Here is a 14,237-nt window from a genome sequence, read left to right on the forward strand (position 1 = left end):
TAAAAAACTCCGTTAAAGCCGTGATCAGACGTTTTCTATCACCATTGCCACGCCTTGACCCACACCCACACACATGGTGCATAACGCATACCTACCGTTACGACGTTTTAATTCTTTCATTGCGGTGATGACCAAACGTGTACCACTCATTCCTAGAGGATGACCTAGCGCAATGGCCCCACCATTTGGATTGATACGTACGTCATTATCGATAAGACCCAGTTCGCGAATTACAGCAAGGGATTGCGCGGCGAATGCTTCGTTGAGCTCGATAACATCCATCTGGTCTAATATTAGTCCAGTTTGCTCAAGTACTTTTAGTACTGCAGGTACAGGACCAATACCCATATAGCGTGGCTCGACACCAGCACTTGCCATACCAACAATACGCGCTTGCGGCGTTAGATTGTGTGCTTGACCAAAGCGTTCGCTACCCATTAGCACACAAGCAGCACCGTCATTGACGCCTGATGCGTTACCCGCAGTCACTGAGCCGCCCTCCTTGCGAAATGGGGTTTTGAGACTCGCAAGGGCTTCTAAGCTAGCATCTGCACGTGGGTGTTCGTCTTGGTCAACAATCATGCTGCCTTTTTTCGTTTTGACTTCAACTGGTAATATCTCTTCGGTAAAGAGACGCGCCTGTTGGGCAGCCGCAGTTTTTTGTTGGCTGCGTAGCGCGAATAGATCTTGGTCTTCGCGGCTGATCTGATATTTTTCAGCCACGTTTTCGGCAGTTTCTGGCATGCTATCAACACCATACGCTGCTTTCATTAGTGGGTTAATAAAACGCCAACCGATGGAGGTGTCAAAAATTTCTGGTGCGCGGTGAAAGGCACTGGTCGGTTTTGATTGGACATAAGGTGCGCGGCTCATGCTCTCGACACCACCAGCCAATACAAACTCGGCCTCACCCGTTTTTACCAAACGTGAGGCGATGCCAATCGAGTCCATACCAGAGGCACAGAGACGGTTAACGGTGATAGCAGGCACCTTATCAGGCAAGCCTGCAAGTAAAGTTGCCATACGCGCTACATTACGGTTGTCTTCGCCAGCTTGGTTAGCACAGCCAATGACTACCTCATCGACCTTATCCCATGGCAAGTTTGGGTTTTGAGCTTTTAGGTGTTGAATAGGCAAAGCTGCCAAATCGTCCGTACGAACACTACTTAAGCCACCGGCATAGCGCCCGATTGGGGTGCGAATGGCGTCATAAATATATACTTGTTGCATCATAGTTTCCCCTTACAATAAATTAATAAGTTTAAGCGCTCGCCGTGTGACAGGTGATGGCTTTTTTTACCAAATACAGGCTGGCACGATAACGTTCTTCACCATAAATACGTTGTAAGTTATTAAGCGTGTTAAGCACGGTATCGTAGCCGAGCATTTGTGCCCATTCAAACGGGCCTTGGGGGTAATTCACGCCGTACTTCATGGCCGCGTCGATGTCTGCTTCAGAGGCGATGTTATGTAACACTGCTTCACAGCCTTCATTAATGAGCATAGCAATGGTACGTAAAACATATAGACCAGGATGGTCGGCAGACCAAATAACATGCACGTCAAAGCTGGCAAAGGTTTGTCTCACCAGCTCACGTTCATCATCATTACAGGCCATAGAGGCAGCCAATACAATAGCGCGGGCTTGTGACCAGTCCGCATGCCAGTCCATCAGCATGACTTTAGCATCACCATGATCAATCACCACGGATTCACCCAGTGATAAACGAATGCTGACATCACCAATTTCGATACTGTTCTGGTCTGCATCTTCAAGAGTCACTGTGAGGCTATCAGCAGCTTGTAAGCGTTCAACCAAACCTTTGGCATAAAACCAATCACCACGTACAATAATGGTAGGCAGCGCGGCAGCGGTTGCTTCAACGGCGGGTAACGCATAAGCAGGGATTGCTGGCGTTTGGCTATAGTCATAGAATCCTTGGCCAGATTTACGGCCAAAGCACCCGGCATCGACCAATTCTTTTTGTACCAACGATGGGCGGTAACGTGGCTCATAGAAGAAAGCCTGGTAGACGCTTTGCGTCACCGAGAAGTTGATATCTTGGCCAATTAAGTCTGTTAGCTCGCATGGCCCCATGGCAAAACGACCTGATTCACGCATGATAAAGTCAAGCTGCGCAGGCGTGGTCGCGTTTTCTTGCAGTGCGCGAAAGCCTTCAGCATAGTATGGACGCGCCACACGGTTGACGATAAAGCCTGGGGTGGACTTGGCGATTACCGGTACCTTTTTCCAAGCACTCATCAAGTTAAACAAGCCATCTGTAATCTCAGTCGCTGTTTGTAAACCGCGAACAATCTCAACAAGTTTCATCACTGGGGCTGGATTAAAGAAGTGTAAGCCTACTACACGCTCAGGGTTTGGTACTGCTGATGCAATCGCTGTAATCGATATTGATGACGTGTTTGATGCAAAAATCGTATCGTTAGCACAAACATCAGCCAATTGGACAAAGATCTGCTGTTTAATGTCTTGACGCTCAACAATCGCCTCAACGATCAACTGCACCGCTGCCATCTCATTAATATCTGTAATAATAGATAAATTCTCTAGGGTGCTATCAAGTAGCACTTGAGACATTTTGCCTTTTTGGACCCGTTTGGCAAGTTGGCTTTCCAGACTCGCTAAGGCGGCTTGACTTTTGGCAACATCTACATCAAAGAGATAGGTCGTGTGACCGTGCATGGCGGCCAACTGGGCAATGCCAATCCCCATTGTGCCTGCCCCAATAACGGCAATGGTTGCGTTTGATAAATCCCTCGTTTCCATGATTAACGTCCTTGGTAAATTGGGGTGCGTTTTTGCATAAAAGCTTGGACACCTTCTTTATAGTCGGCTGAGCGGCCAGCAAGTCGCTGCAAGTCCCGCTCTAAGATTAGCTGATCTTCTAGGCTGTTGTCCGCGGATACATTGATGGCTTTTTTAATGAGGCTTAGGCCATAGGTCGGTTGGCTGGCCAAATGTTCGGCCAATTTACTGGCTTCGCTGCGTAGCGCGTCATCTTCGACCACTTGCCAAATCATGCCCCATGCCATCGCTTGTTCAGCAGATAGCTTATCGCCTAACAGGGCTAAGCCCATCGCGCGGGCGCGTCCGACAACGCGTGGTAAGAACCATGTACCGCCTGAATCGGGTACAAGTCCAAGACGACAAAACGCTTGGATAAATGAGGCTGATTTGGCCGCCAATACCAAGTCACACGCCAAAGCGATGTTCGCGCCGGCACCGGCAGCCACGCCATTCACCGCACAGATCACAGGCTTTGGCATGTCAGTGATCAGCTTAATAAGTGGATTGTAGTAAGTCTCGATAGATAGGCCCAAATCTGGCGCATCAGCATTCGGGGCAACTGCGCGATCGCCTAAATCTTGACCTGCACAAAAACCGCGACCTTCAGCAGAGAGCACTACAGCGCGAATAGTACTGTCTTTTGACCATGCTTTTAGCACGCTGACCACTTCTTTGTGCATGGTTTCATTAAAGCTATTAAGCTGTTTTGGGCGGTTTAAGGTAAGATAGCCGACGGCATTTTTTTCTTCGACGAGAATCGTTTGATAGTCCATTACATACCTCTAAAAATTGGTTGACGTTTTTCTAAAAATGCACGTATGCCTTCTTGGCGATCTTGGGTGGCGGCAAGCCAAACAAATAGCTGACGTTCTTGCTTAAGGCCTTGGCTCAAGTTCACTTCGTGGATGGTTTTGAGCGACTGTTTGATGGCGTGAATGGCCAAAGGGGCTTGTTTGGCGATTTTGGCCGCCAGATCAATGGTGTATTGTACGGTCAACTCGGTTGGGCAGATTTGGGTGGTAATCCCATGTTGTTGTGCGCTTAATGCACTAATCCTCTCACCTGTCATCGCCCAGCGCATGGCAAGCTGCTGACCCACTAGGCGGGCGAGGCGCTGGGTGCCCCCTGCCCCTGGTAGCATGCCCAAGCCAATTTCAGGCAGCGCAAATTGGGCGTTTTCGCCCGTGACCACGATGTCACCATGTAATACCAGCTCAAAACCGGCACCGAGTGCATAGCCATTGACTGCGATTAATAGCGGCTTGCTAAATTCATCGATTCGCTTCCATAAGGTTGGGCGAATATCAGTTTGTAAGCTAACGGTATCGAGTTGAATAAGTTCGTTAAGATCTGCACCCGCAGCGAAGCATTGGGTGTTGCCAGTAATGACGACCGCTTTTATATCGGTATCAGCGTCATAGGCTTGAAGCCGTTCGACAATTTCTTGCAAAGTGGCGTTATTTAGGGCGTTGCGTTTTTCTGGGCGATTTAGCTCAATCAGTGCAACGCCTTCTTTTGGACTGGAGGTTTTAATGTAATTCATCCCTGAATCCTAATAAAAACAATGAAATAAGGAGTTTTTGCCAAACCCTACGTTGTATATAAAAACGATAAATGGCTAGGGTGCTAGCGTCTCGCGATTACGCGTCAAAGCTCAATCGTATGTTGGCTGATACAGGTAATGCTTGGCAGCTGAGTACGTATCCCTTATCTAACTCTTCTTGCTCAAGGCTATAGTTAACGGCCATTTCGACTTCACCTTCAATCACCCTGCATTTACAAGTGGCACACACACCGCCTTTACAGGCATAGGGTAAGTCAGCACCCGCACGTAATGCCGCATCTAAGATGCTGTCATCTTGTTTTGACACTTCAACGATCAGTTCACGTCCGTCCAAAATGATATTGACGCGTTCTTCGCTACGTTTTTCGATTTGCTGGGCGGTTGGTTTGTTGACAGTCCCCGTATGGAAACGCTCGGTATGGATGTTGTTGCGATCGATACCAAGGTTTGGCAATACGGTCTCAACGGCTTCCATCATCTCTTCTGGGCCACAGGCAAAGCAGTGGTCAACATCAGCACTGATAAGTTGGGCGTCAAACAACTGTTGTAATTTGTTCGCATCGATACGGCCATTAAAGATCTCGCTGTCACTCATCTCACGTGAGAAAATATTAACCAGTTGTAGGCGCGTTTTAAAACGGTCTTTAAGGTCCATGATTTGCTCAGAGAACATGGTTTGTTTCCATGACCGATTGCCGTATACCAAGGTAAAATTGGCATCTAGCTGGGTATTTAACACCGTTTTGACGATAGATAAAATTGGAGTAATACCACTACCAGCAGCAAAGCCTAGGTAGTTTTGACCACCAGCTTTAGCGGCTTTTTGAAAGAAAACTCCTTGGGGTGGCATAACTTCTAGAGTATGGCCTACTTTTAGGTGTTCGTTTGCCCAAGTAGAAAATTGTCCTTGATCAATCTTCTTGATGGCAATGCTCATGTCTTCTTGCACATCACTACAGATTGAGTAGCAACGACGGATTTCGCCATTATCTGTCATGTGACGGATGGTCAAATGTTGACCTGGTTGGTACTTAAAGGCTGCCGCGTCTTCCGAAGCAAGGTCAAATGCAATACAAATCGCTTGCTCAGTTTGTGGCTGGATAGACTTGATAGTTAGTGGCAAAAATTGACTCATGCGAAAATCCTTCTTTCATTTTGCTTAGTTAATGATCTGACTGTCACGTGCGATCTCGCGACTACCCCTATCTTAGATACATTTAAAATAATCAAACGGTTCAAGACAATCGAGGCACTTATACAACGCCTTGCACGCAGTTGAACCAAATTCGCTAATCAGTCGGGTTTTTTGACTGCGGCAATGCGGACAGGTCACACCATCGGTTAGCGCCACGTGGGTACCACAGCTGTGTGAATCGCCTTGCGGCGGTGCAATGCCATATTCTTGCAGCTTTTGCTTACCTGCCTCACTCATCCAGTCGGTCGTCCAAGCTTCAGACAAGTCAATCACCACCTTTACAGGGCTCAGCCCACGTTCGGTAAACGTGTTGGTAATATCATCTTTTAGCATATCAGTTGCTGGGCAGCCGCTATAGGTTGGTGTTAAACGCACCACGATTTCGTTATCTGCGTTGATTTCAACGCCCCGAATCATGCCTAAGTCAAGCACGGTCAAAACAGGTATTTCTGGATCATGAACCTGATTAAGGGCTTGCCAGCAGGCATCTGTGACTTGTGGAATTAACCGCATACTTTGACTCCCTGTCTTGTATGTTTACCAATTCATATTTGGGTAAGCACGTTGCATGTACTGTAATTCTGCCAAAATATAACCCAAGTGTTCGGTATGAGCGCCTTGTTTCGCACCATGGCGGTATGCGCCGATCTCAGGCAACGTTAAGTTCAAACGTGCCAATCCACTTTCAATCTGCGCTAACCATTCAGCTTTTAGAAGATCGAGTTTCGGTAAGACGCCATTATCAACTAAGGCTTGTTCGTCAGTGGTGAGTTCAAACAATTCAGCAGTAAAGCGCCATAAGTTGTTCAGCGCTTGTTGCGTTTTGTGGTGTGCCTCATCGGTGCCTAGGCTTAAGCGTTCCATCCATGCATGTGAGAAACGTAAGTGATATTTTGCTTCTTTTAATGACTTGACACCAAAGGCTGCAATATCTACGTGGCTGCTTTGGCTTAACGCGTCAAGTAATAATACATGGTAATGATCCATCAACCATTGACGTACCATCGTTTGGGCAAAATCTACATTGGGCTGTTCACATAGCAATAGGTTGCGATATTCACGTTCGGTACGTAAAAAAGCCAAGTTGTCTTCATCACGGCCCAAGTCTTCGATTTGTCCAGCTAGACTCAGCATCGTACGGGATTGACCCAATAAGTCTAAACCGATATTGGACAAAGCAATATCAAGCTCAAGCTCAGGGGCATGTCCACACCATTCAGACAATCGGTGCGATAGAATCAATTGGCTATCACCAACATGAAGTAAGAATTGTGTTAACGCTTGGTTATTCATCGATTATCTCCTATCTTAAATATGCTCAATACCGTCTGGAATTTGATAGAAGGTAGGATGACGATATACCTTGTCGAGTGATGGCTCAAAAAACTCTGGTTTTTCCTCAGGTTGCGATGAGGTAATCAGCTCTGACTTTACTACCCAAATGCTCACACCTTCATTACGACGAGTGTAGACATCACGCGCGTTTTGCAGGGCGATTTCATCATCTGGCGCGCGCAAGCTACCAACATGACGATGACTTAAACCTTGTTTGCTACGGATAAACACTTCGTAAAGTGACCAGTTGTTTTTGCTTTCCATGGCTAATTTTCCTTTAAAAAATATTAAGCGGCTTTTTGAGTATTGGCGTGTTGTTTCTGTGCATAGACAGCAGCAGAGTCACGAACCCATTTACCCTCTTCCCAAGCTTTACGTCGGGCTTCGATACGCTCATGGTTACACGGGCCTTTACCAGCAATCACGGCAAAGAGTTCGTCCCAGTTGATTTCACCGAATTCATAGTTGCCCGTTTCTTCGTTAAACGTCAAATCTTTGTCAGGAATGGTTAAACCAAGTTGTAACACCTGTGAAACGGTGTTATTCACAAATTTTTGGCGCAACTCATCGTTACTAAATAGTTTGATTTTCCAATCCATGCTAAGAGCACTATTGGGTGAATTATCATCATTTGGACCGAACATCATTAGCACTGGCCACCAGAAGCGATCGACTGCATCTTGTGCCATGGCTTTTTGTTCAGGTGTACCATTCGCTAATACCATCATGGCTTCGAAGCCTTGGCGTTGGTGGAAACTTTCTTCTTTACAGATACGAACCATGGCGCGAGCATATGGACCATATGACGTCCGGCAAAGCGCCACTTGGTTAACGATAGCGGCGCCGTCAACCAACCAGCCGATAGCAGCGATGTCAGCCCACGTTAGAGTTGGGTAGTTAAATATTGATGAGTATTTCATGCGGCCAGCAACGAGTTTGTCCATCATATCGTCACGATCTGCGCCTAAGGTTTCAGCGGCGCTGTATAGATACAATCCATGACCTGCTTCATCTTGGACTTTGGCCAACAATACGGCTTTACGCTTGAGTGTTGGTGCACGCGTAATCCAATTACCCTCAGGTAACATACCAACCACTTCTGAATGTGCATGCTGACCAATCTGGCGAATGAGCGTTTTACGATAAGCATCTGGCATCCAATCTTTTGGCTCAATTGAAATGTCCTTTTCAATCTTGTTGTCAAATAATTCTACTTGCATGTTCATGTGATACCTCGTCCTTAACAAGTGTTAGTGTCATCTAATCTAAAGCGATACTGTTTTAAAATCAATACCTATTTTTATGTATCGTTTTATTTTTTAGCTGTTTTATTAATAAGATATTGTTTTATATAGATATTTATAATAATAAATTTTTAAAAAAATATTAATAATTATAAACATGCTTGACTTTTCAGCGATTTAAATACAGATTATGACACGTTAAGTTTTTATTTTTATTTATAATGTATCGTAAAAGGAGTTGTTATATGTCAGACATTAAAACGTTAAGCTCACTCGTCCTCGGTAAAGCCTACGTTGCACAAAGCGATTTTCGCACTGTGCATCATGCGGTTACCGGCGAACCAATTTATCAAGTCAGTAGCGCTGGTATCGATACCAAAAAAGTAGTTGAATACGCTAAAGAATATGGCTCAGCGCTTGCAAACTGGACATTCCACCAACGCGCTAATGCACTGAAATTGGTCGCACAATATCTACTTCAACGTAAAGAAGATTTTTATGCATTGGCCACGGCAACTGGTGCGACACGCAAAGATGCCTGGGTCGATGTTGAAGGAGGTATCGGTACCTTATTTGCATATTCGAGCCTCGTGCGCCGTGAGCTCAGCGATGAGACTGCCTTAGTTGAAGATGCTTGGATTCCTCTGTCAAAAAATGGTACGTTTGGCGCTCAGCATATCCTGAGCCCGAAAACGGGCGTGGCCATTCATATTGATGCGTTCAACTTCCCTATCTGGGGCATGTTAGAAAAAGTCGCACCGACTCTATTAGCTGGTGTCCCTTGTATCGTCAAGCCTGCAACCGAAGGTGCTGAGCTGACTCATGCCGTGGTAGCCGCGATTCATGAAAGTGGTTTATTGCCAGAGGGTTCATTGCAGCTGATATGTGGACAAACCTATGACTTGTTTGACCATCTAAATCCCCAAGACACTATTACCTTCACAGGTTCTGCAGTAACGGGTCAAAAACTACGAGCCCATCCACACTTGAACGCCCATTCAATTCCTTTCACCATGGAAGCCGATTCGGTGAACAGTGCCATTTTAAGCCCAGCTGCCAACGATGAAACTATCGATTTGTTTGTACGCGAAGTCTTCCGCGAAATTACTATCAAAGCTGGACAAAAATGTACTGCGATTCGTCGCGCGTTTGTTCCTGCCGCCTTGCTAGAAACAGCGCAAACTCGCCTAGTTGAAAAACTACAAAAAGTCGTGGTCGGTGACCCAAACCGTGAAAACGTGACCATGGGTACATTAGCTAGCGTGAAGCAAAAACTTGACGTCGCAGAAAAAGTCGAGCAACTGAGCCAAGAAGCCGAAGTGGTATTCGGTAGTCACTTACGTGAAGATTTCACTTTACAAGTAGACGACGCAGAAAAATCAGCCTGTTACCCACCAACCGTGTTGGTCTGTAATAACCCAAGCCAAGCCGAAAATATCCATCGCATCGAAGCATTTGGTCCAGTTGTCACCCTAATGCCATACGGCGACCTAGATGAACTTGGTGCACTTGTAGCACGTGGTGAAGGTAGCTTAGTTGCCTCTATCGTGCGCAATGCAGACGAAAACATCGAAGCCTTATTGAAAAAAATTGCCCCTTGGCATGGCCGTGTACATATCCTAGATAGCGAAAGTGCTCGTGAAAGTACGGGTCATGGTTCACCTCTCCCATTACTTGTACACGGTGGCCCAGGCCGTGCCGGTGGCGGTGAAGAACTTGGTGGTCTGCGAGCCGTTAAACACTACATGCAACGTACTGCCATCCAAGGCTCGCCCAATGCCTTGACCCAAGTCGGTCACAGCTGGACAGCTGGTGCGCAAGTGTTTGAAGATCGTGTCCATCCGTTCAAAAAATCATTCGATGAACTTCGTATTGGAGAGCGTCTATTGACCGCACGTCGTACAGTGACTGAGGCAGATATCGTTAACTTTGGCTGCTTAAGTGGTGATCACTTTTACGCTCATATGGACAAAATTGCGGCGGCAGATTCGTTCTTTGGTGAGCGTGTCGCCCATGGTTACTTTATCGTATCAGCGGCCGCTGGCTTGTTTGTCGACGCACCAGCTGGTCCAGTCATCGCTAACTACGGTATGGAAAACCTACGCTTCGTTGAGCCTGTCAAGATTGGTGACACCATTCAAGTTGAATTAACTTGTAAACAAAAGACGCCAAAGGCACAACGCGACCCAGCGGAAAAAGCTCATGGCGTTGTAGTATGGGACATCAAAGTTAAGAACCAACGCAACGACTTGGTCGCAACTTACGACATCTTGACCTTAGTTGAGCGTAAGGCTTGATACCTATATGGATCTGCAAAAAAGGAGTCGTCATGACTCCTTTTTTACAACTAAAGCAAACTTTATTAATAAAACATATTGACGTCAGGTTGTAGAATAGCTAAATTATAAAACCAAGTGATACATAATTTTATTTTTAATAAATAAAAAGTATCATTAATTTATATTAGATAATGTTTGGCTAGGATAGCTAAGCTGTCGAGTCGTTTCTAGGACAATATATAGACAAGGAGTCACTAATGACAACCACCACCGCAATGGCTGAAAACGCCTCGCTTGCTATACATCAGGATAAAAAAGTACTCACTGCCACCCTAGTTGGTACTGCGATTGAATGGTATGATTTTTTCATCTATGCACAAGCCGCAAGTCTCATATTTGCTCCCCTGTTTTTCGCTGAAGTCAGCAAATCAAACCCTATGCTCGCCCAAATCATCGCTTTTGCGACCGTTGGTATCTCATTTCTATTTCGCCCATTAGGCGCAATCGTATGTGGTCGCTTGGGTGACAAGTACGGTCGCAAGATGGTATTGGTAACGACCCTGATTTTGATGGGTGCGTCAACGACCTTAATAGGCTTCTTGCCGACTTATGCGCAGATTGGTGTATTAGCACCCTTGGCTTTGGTATTTTTACGTATTATCCAAGGCTTTTCTGCAGGTGGTGAATGGGGCGGTGCGGCATTGTTATCTGTCGAGCATGCACCCCTTGATAAACGCTCACTATTTGGGGCTTACCCACAGATTGGCGTGCCCATCGGTATGATTTTAGCGACTGGTGTCCTGCTGCTCTTAAATTTGATTTTGGGTAAAGAAGCCTACCTCGAGTGGGGTTGGCGCATTCCATTTATATTATCGATTGCATTAATCATCGTGGGCACCTTTATCCGTCGTTCGGTTAAAGAGTCACCAGTGTTTGAAGCCATGCATCGTCGTAAAGCAGAAGCCTCTGCACCATTGTCATTGTTATTCAAAGATCACACACCAACAGTTCTTAAAGCGGCTTTAATCTTTATGGGAGTGAATGCAGGTGGTTATATTCTCATCGCTTTTATGGTGGGTTACGGTCAAAAAGCCTTAGGACTTAGCCCTACTTTAACCATGCTAATCGTAGTTGCGGCTGCTTTCTCTTGGTTAGTATCAACCCTTTGGGGCGGCATGTTAGGTGATAAGATTGGTCGTCTAAAGATTTTTAAATTAGGCTATATCTTATTGTCGTTATGGTCGATTCCAATGTGGTTTTTGATTGATACCAAATCTCCCATTTTATTTATGCTAGCACTAGTGGTTTGGGCTATTCCCCTAGGTTTTACTTATGGTCCATTATCAGCCCTATTTGCTGAAATGTTCCCTGCAAAAGTACGTTTTTCAGGGGTGTCCATCAGCTATGCATTAGGTTCCATTATTGGTGGTGCGTTCGCTCCGATGATTGCGCAATGGATTATGGCAACTTATCAACAGTCATGGATGATTGGGTTGTATATTACTATCGTCTCATTAATTTCACTATTCACACTTTACACGATTAAAAAAGACCCACAAGGCGTTGATCTATCTCTCTAAATAAATTTAGAGAGATAGTGGAAAATGTCACCATGTAAATGGTATAAAAATTTTATCAACATACGAAAAAAAATCAGCCTCACCTTACCTTTAACGGTTAAAAAGCTGACTAACTATCGAAATACCGAAGTGTCGTGATTGAAAAATACCAAACGCAAGCCCTCAATCAGCAGGTTTAAGCCTAAAACGAACAAACTGACTTGAGGGCGAGTGTTTGACTTTAGCTTACGTTTTAAAGGTTTGTTTTTAGTAGCTTAAAGATATCTATTAGTGTCTTTATAATCTCAAATATATTATCTTGCTTTGTCTATCTCCCTCTTTCATTTCCTCAACATACTTTCTGATACAAAACCTTAATTCAAGCTATAACCTATTAGAAGGCACATACACCAATGCAGTGGCATCCAAAATGTCAGGTCACATTCCCATATGCCATGGATTTATTTTACTGTGATGAGTCGAAAAATCCATGCATGCTATTCTTTGTATAGCATAGAAGGCTGAGGCATGAAATTCACTTTCCCTAAGCCTTGTTATCAATACCGCGGTTTGGTCAATAAGAATTTTGGCAGCATTAATTATGATAAACAACTACTTTCAAGATAACATTGAAAGTGTTTCTTGAGTTAAGCCTCTACCTCTACTATAACTAGCTATATATAATCGTTTTAAAGCAGTTGATTAACTAACGATATCTTTTGACTTGATAAAGTTTAACATTAGTGATTAAAAATAATTCTATTATGGCTAGATTAACCATCGTTGCTAATATCATGGCCAAACCAAATCGAAACGGTCAAAACAGAATTGATAAAACTTATTGGTGTTACTCGCACTAAAGAAGTGTGTATCAATTACGACTTACATCAAGATAATAAAAATCCTGCTCATTTTATATTCTACGAAAATTGGACGTCATACACTCAATATTATGCTTGAGTACCTATACACATCAATAAATACAGGAGATTCAAATGAAATATGTAAAGTCACTACTGGCTATAAGTGCTGCATTGATATTGGGCACAGCTCATGCCAACAACATTGAGGTCGTTGCACAAATAGATGATACTCGCCCTGGTAATATCACGGTAACTCAACAAGGACGAACATTTTTGTCCATGCAGCCCCTAGACAACCCTGAATACCGTGTGGTTGAATTGATGAGTGATGGCTCAACTAAACCTTTTCCAAACGTAGACTGGGCTGACGGTCCAGACAAAGGAGATGTTGGATTTGCTTCAGTTATTGGTATTGAAAGCACTCCAGATGGAGTGGTTTGGATTCTAGATATGGGTAGCAAAAATTCGCCTGCTCAAATCGTAGCTTGGGATACCTTAAATAACAGACTCTTTAAACGCATTGAGATCGATAGTGATGCTACTGTAGACAACTCGTTCTTACAAGACTTTGTGATCGATACTAAGCGCAATAAAATATACATAGCTGATACTAGTCTCGGTAATTTGTCAGGAGCACCTGCACCTGCTTTTGTAGTCGTTGACTTAGACACAGGTAACTCTCGCCGTGTTCTTCAAGCAAATAAAGCGCTTTTAGCACCTGAGCATGACCTTATTATTGATGGGTCATTAATGGCAACTAAGCGTGAAAATGGTAGTTCTGATGCAATTTACCTAAGTTTAAACCCAATCACTATGGATGCCCAAAATGAATGGGTATATTTCGGTACAGTGAATGGTAGTGTAATTTACCGCTTGCCTGCCTCATCACTTGCCAATGATAATTCGACGGATAGCCAACTGAGTAAAACCATAGAGTTTTATGGTGAAAAACGCCCTAGTGATGGGATGATTATGGCGGATAATGGAGATATCTACGTTGGAGATATTGAAAAAAATGCCATCAGTATCGTGACTAAAGACGGCTTTAAGACCTTTGCTCAAGATGACAATCTACTATCATGGGCTGATGGATTTTCAATTCAAAATGGCTACTTATACATCACTCAAAACTCACTACATCTCAACCCTGCGTTAAATCAAGGTGAAGAGGGCTCTGTGAAGCCATACCATATCTTACGTATAAAGTTGAATCAATAATTGGGGTTACTTTTAACTTCAACGGTTAACCACTACCTTTTTCTTTAAGCAGATGCATGCTTGAATACTGAAGCTTAGCCATGCTGAAAGGATGGTAGAAGTAAACTTGATAAACTAATGAACTTTGATAGAAATAAAAAAGGTTGCCAACACTATATGTAATATAGCGCT

At 44.4% G+C, this 14,237-nt stretch carries 13 protein-coding genes; 4 read left to right on the forward strand and 9 right to left on the reverse strand.

Features of this window, described 5'->3' with window-relative positions; translation table 11 throughout:
• Window positions 1–24: 24 nt before the first annotated feature.
• The 9 genes from pcaF to paaA form a co-directional block, all read right to left on the reverse strand.
• Window positions 25–1,230, reverse strand: a complete 1,206-nt coding sequence (pcaF, locus tag Q0788_RS11250) for a 3-oxoadipyl-CoA thiolase (RefSeq protein ID WP_298810961.1) — start codon at window positions 1,228–1,230, stop codon at window positions 25–27.
• A gap of 31 nt (window positions 1,231–1,261) precedes the next feature.
• A complete protein-coding gene (locus Q0788_RS11255; protein WP_298810644.1) occupies window positions 1,262–2,788 on the reverse strand; it encodes a 3-hydroxyacyl-CoA dehydrogenase in 1,527 nt (508 codons plus the stop codon).
• Window positions 2,789–2,790: 2 nt separating this feature from the next.
• Window positions 2,791–3,582, reverse strand: coding sequence for a 2-(1,2-epoxy-1,2-dihydrophenyl)acetyl-CoA isomerase PaaG (gene paaG / locus Q0788_RS11260; protein ID WP_197176949.1), 792 nt, complete (start codon window positions 3,580–3,582; stop codon window positions 2,791–2,793).
• Window positions 3,582–4,352, reverse strand: a complete 771-nt coding sequence (locus tag Q0788_RS11265) for an enoyl-CoA hydratase-related protein (RefSeq protein ID WP_298810656.1) — start codon at window positions 4,350–4,352, stop codon at window positions 3,582–3,584. The genes paaG and Q0788_RS11265 overlap by 1 nt, the downstream gene beginning before the upstream one ends.
• Before the next feature lie 97 nt (window positions 4,353–4,449).
• Complete coding sequence (paaE, locus tag Q0788_RS11270) at window positions 4,450–5,508, reverse strand: 1,2-phenylacetyl-CoA epoxidase subunit PaaE (RefSeq protein WP_298810659.1); 1,059 nt, start codon at window positions 5,506–5,508, stop codon at window positions 4,450–4,452.
• A 72-nt stretch (window positions 5,509–5,580) separates the two neighbouring features.
• A complete protein-coding gene (gene paaD, locus Q0788_RS11275; RefSeq protein WP_298810664.1) occupies window positions 5,581–6,081 on the reverse strand; it encodes a 1,2-phenylacetyl-CoA epoxidase subunit PaaD in 501 nt (166 codons plus the stop codon).
• A 24-nt stretch (window positions 6,082–6,105) separates the two neighbouring features.
• A complete protein-coding gene (gene paaC / locus Q0788_RS11280) occupies window positions 6,106–6,861 on the reverse strand; it encodes a 1,2-phenylacetyl-CoA epoxidase subunit PaaC (protein ID WP_298810669.1) in 756 nt (251 codons plus the stop codon).
• A 15-nt stretch (window positions 6,862–6,876) separates the two neighbouring features.
• On the reverse strand, window positions 6,877–7,167 hold the full coding sequence (gene paaB / locus Q0788_RS11285) for a 1,2-phenylacetyl-CoA epoxidase subunit PaaB (protein ID WP_197100984.1): 291 nt from the start codon (window positions 7,165–7,167) through the stop codon (window positions 6,877–6,879).
• A 23-nt stretch (window positions 7,168–7,190) separates the two neighbouring features.
• Window positions 7,191–8,129: a 1,2-phenylacetyl-CoA epoxidase subunit PaaA gene (gene paaA / locus Q0788_RS11290; RefSeq protein WP_298810679.1), complete on the reverse strand. Its 939-nt coding sequence runs from the start codon at window positions 8,127–8,129 to the stop codon at window positions 7,191–7,193.
• Between the two features lie 263 nt (window positions 8,130–8,392).
• On the opposite strand from paaA, the gene paaZ reads away from it, so the two are divergent.
• The 4 genes from paaZ to Q0788_RS11305 all read left to right on the forward strand — a co-directional run bounded on the left by paaZ (window position 8,393) and on the right by Q0788_RS11305 (window position 14,066).
• On the forward strand, window positions 8,393–10,444 hold the full coding sequence (paaZ, locus tag Q0788_RS11295) for a phenylacetic acid degradation bifunctional protein PaaZ (protein WP_298810681.1): 2,052 nt from the start codon (window positions 8,393–8,395) through the stop codon (window positions 10,442–10,444).
• A gap of 239 nt (window positions 10,445–10,683) precedes the next feature.
• Window positions 10,684–12,006, forward strand: a complete 1,323-nt coding sequence (locus Q0788_RS11300) for an MFS transporter (RefSeq protein ID WP_201569033.1) — start codon at window positions 10,684–10,686, stop codon at window positions 12,004–12,006.
• 762 nt (window positions 12,007–12,768) lie between these two features.
• The gene (locus Q0788_RS13910; protein WP_367179725.1) at window positions 12,769–12,945 is read left to right on the forward strand and encodes a putative quinol monooxygenase; all 177 of its coding nucleotides are present in this window, start codon (window positions 12,769–12,771) and stop codon (window positions 12,943–12,945) included.
• 35 nt (window positions 12,946–12,980) lie between these two features.
• Window positions 12,981–14,066 carry an L-dopachrome tautomerase-related protein gene (locus Q0788_RS11305; protein ID WP_298810684.1) on the forward strand — a complete coding sequence of 362 codons (1,086 nt, stop codon included), beginning with the start codon at window positions 12,981–12,983 and terminating at the stop codon, window positions 14,064–14,066.
• Window positions 14,067–14,237: the final 171 nt, after the last annotated feature.

The organism is uncultured Psychrobacter sp., assembly GCF_947500265.1.
Classification (GTDB): Bacteria; Pseudomonadota; Gammaproteobacteria; order Pseudomonadales; family Moraxellaceae; genus Psychrobacter.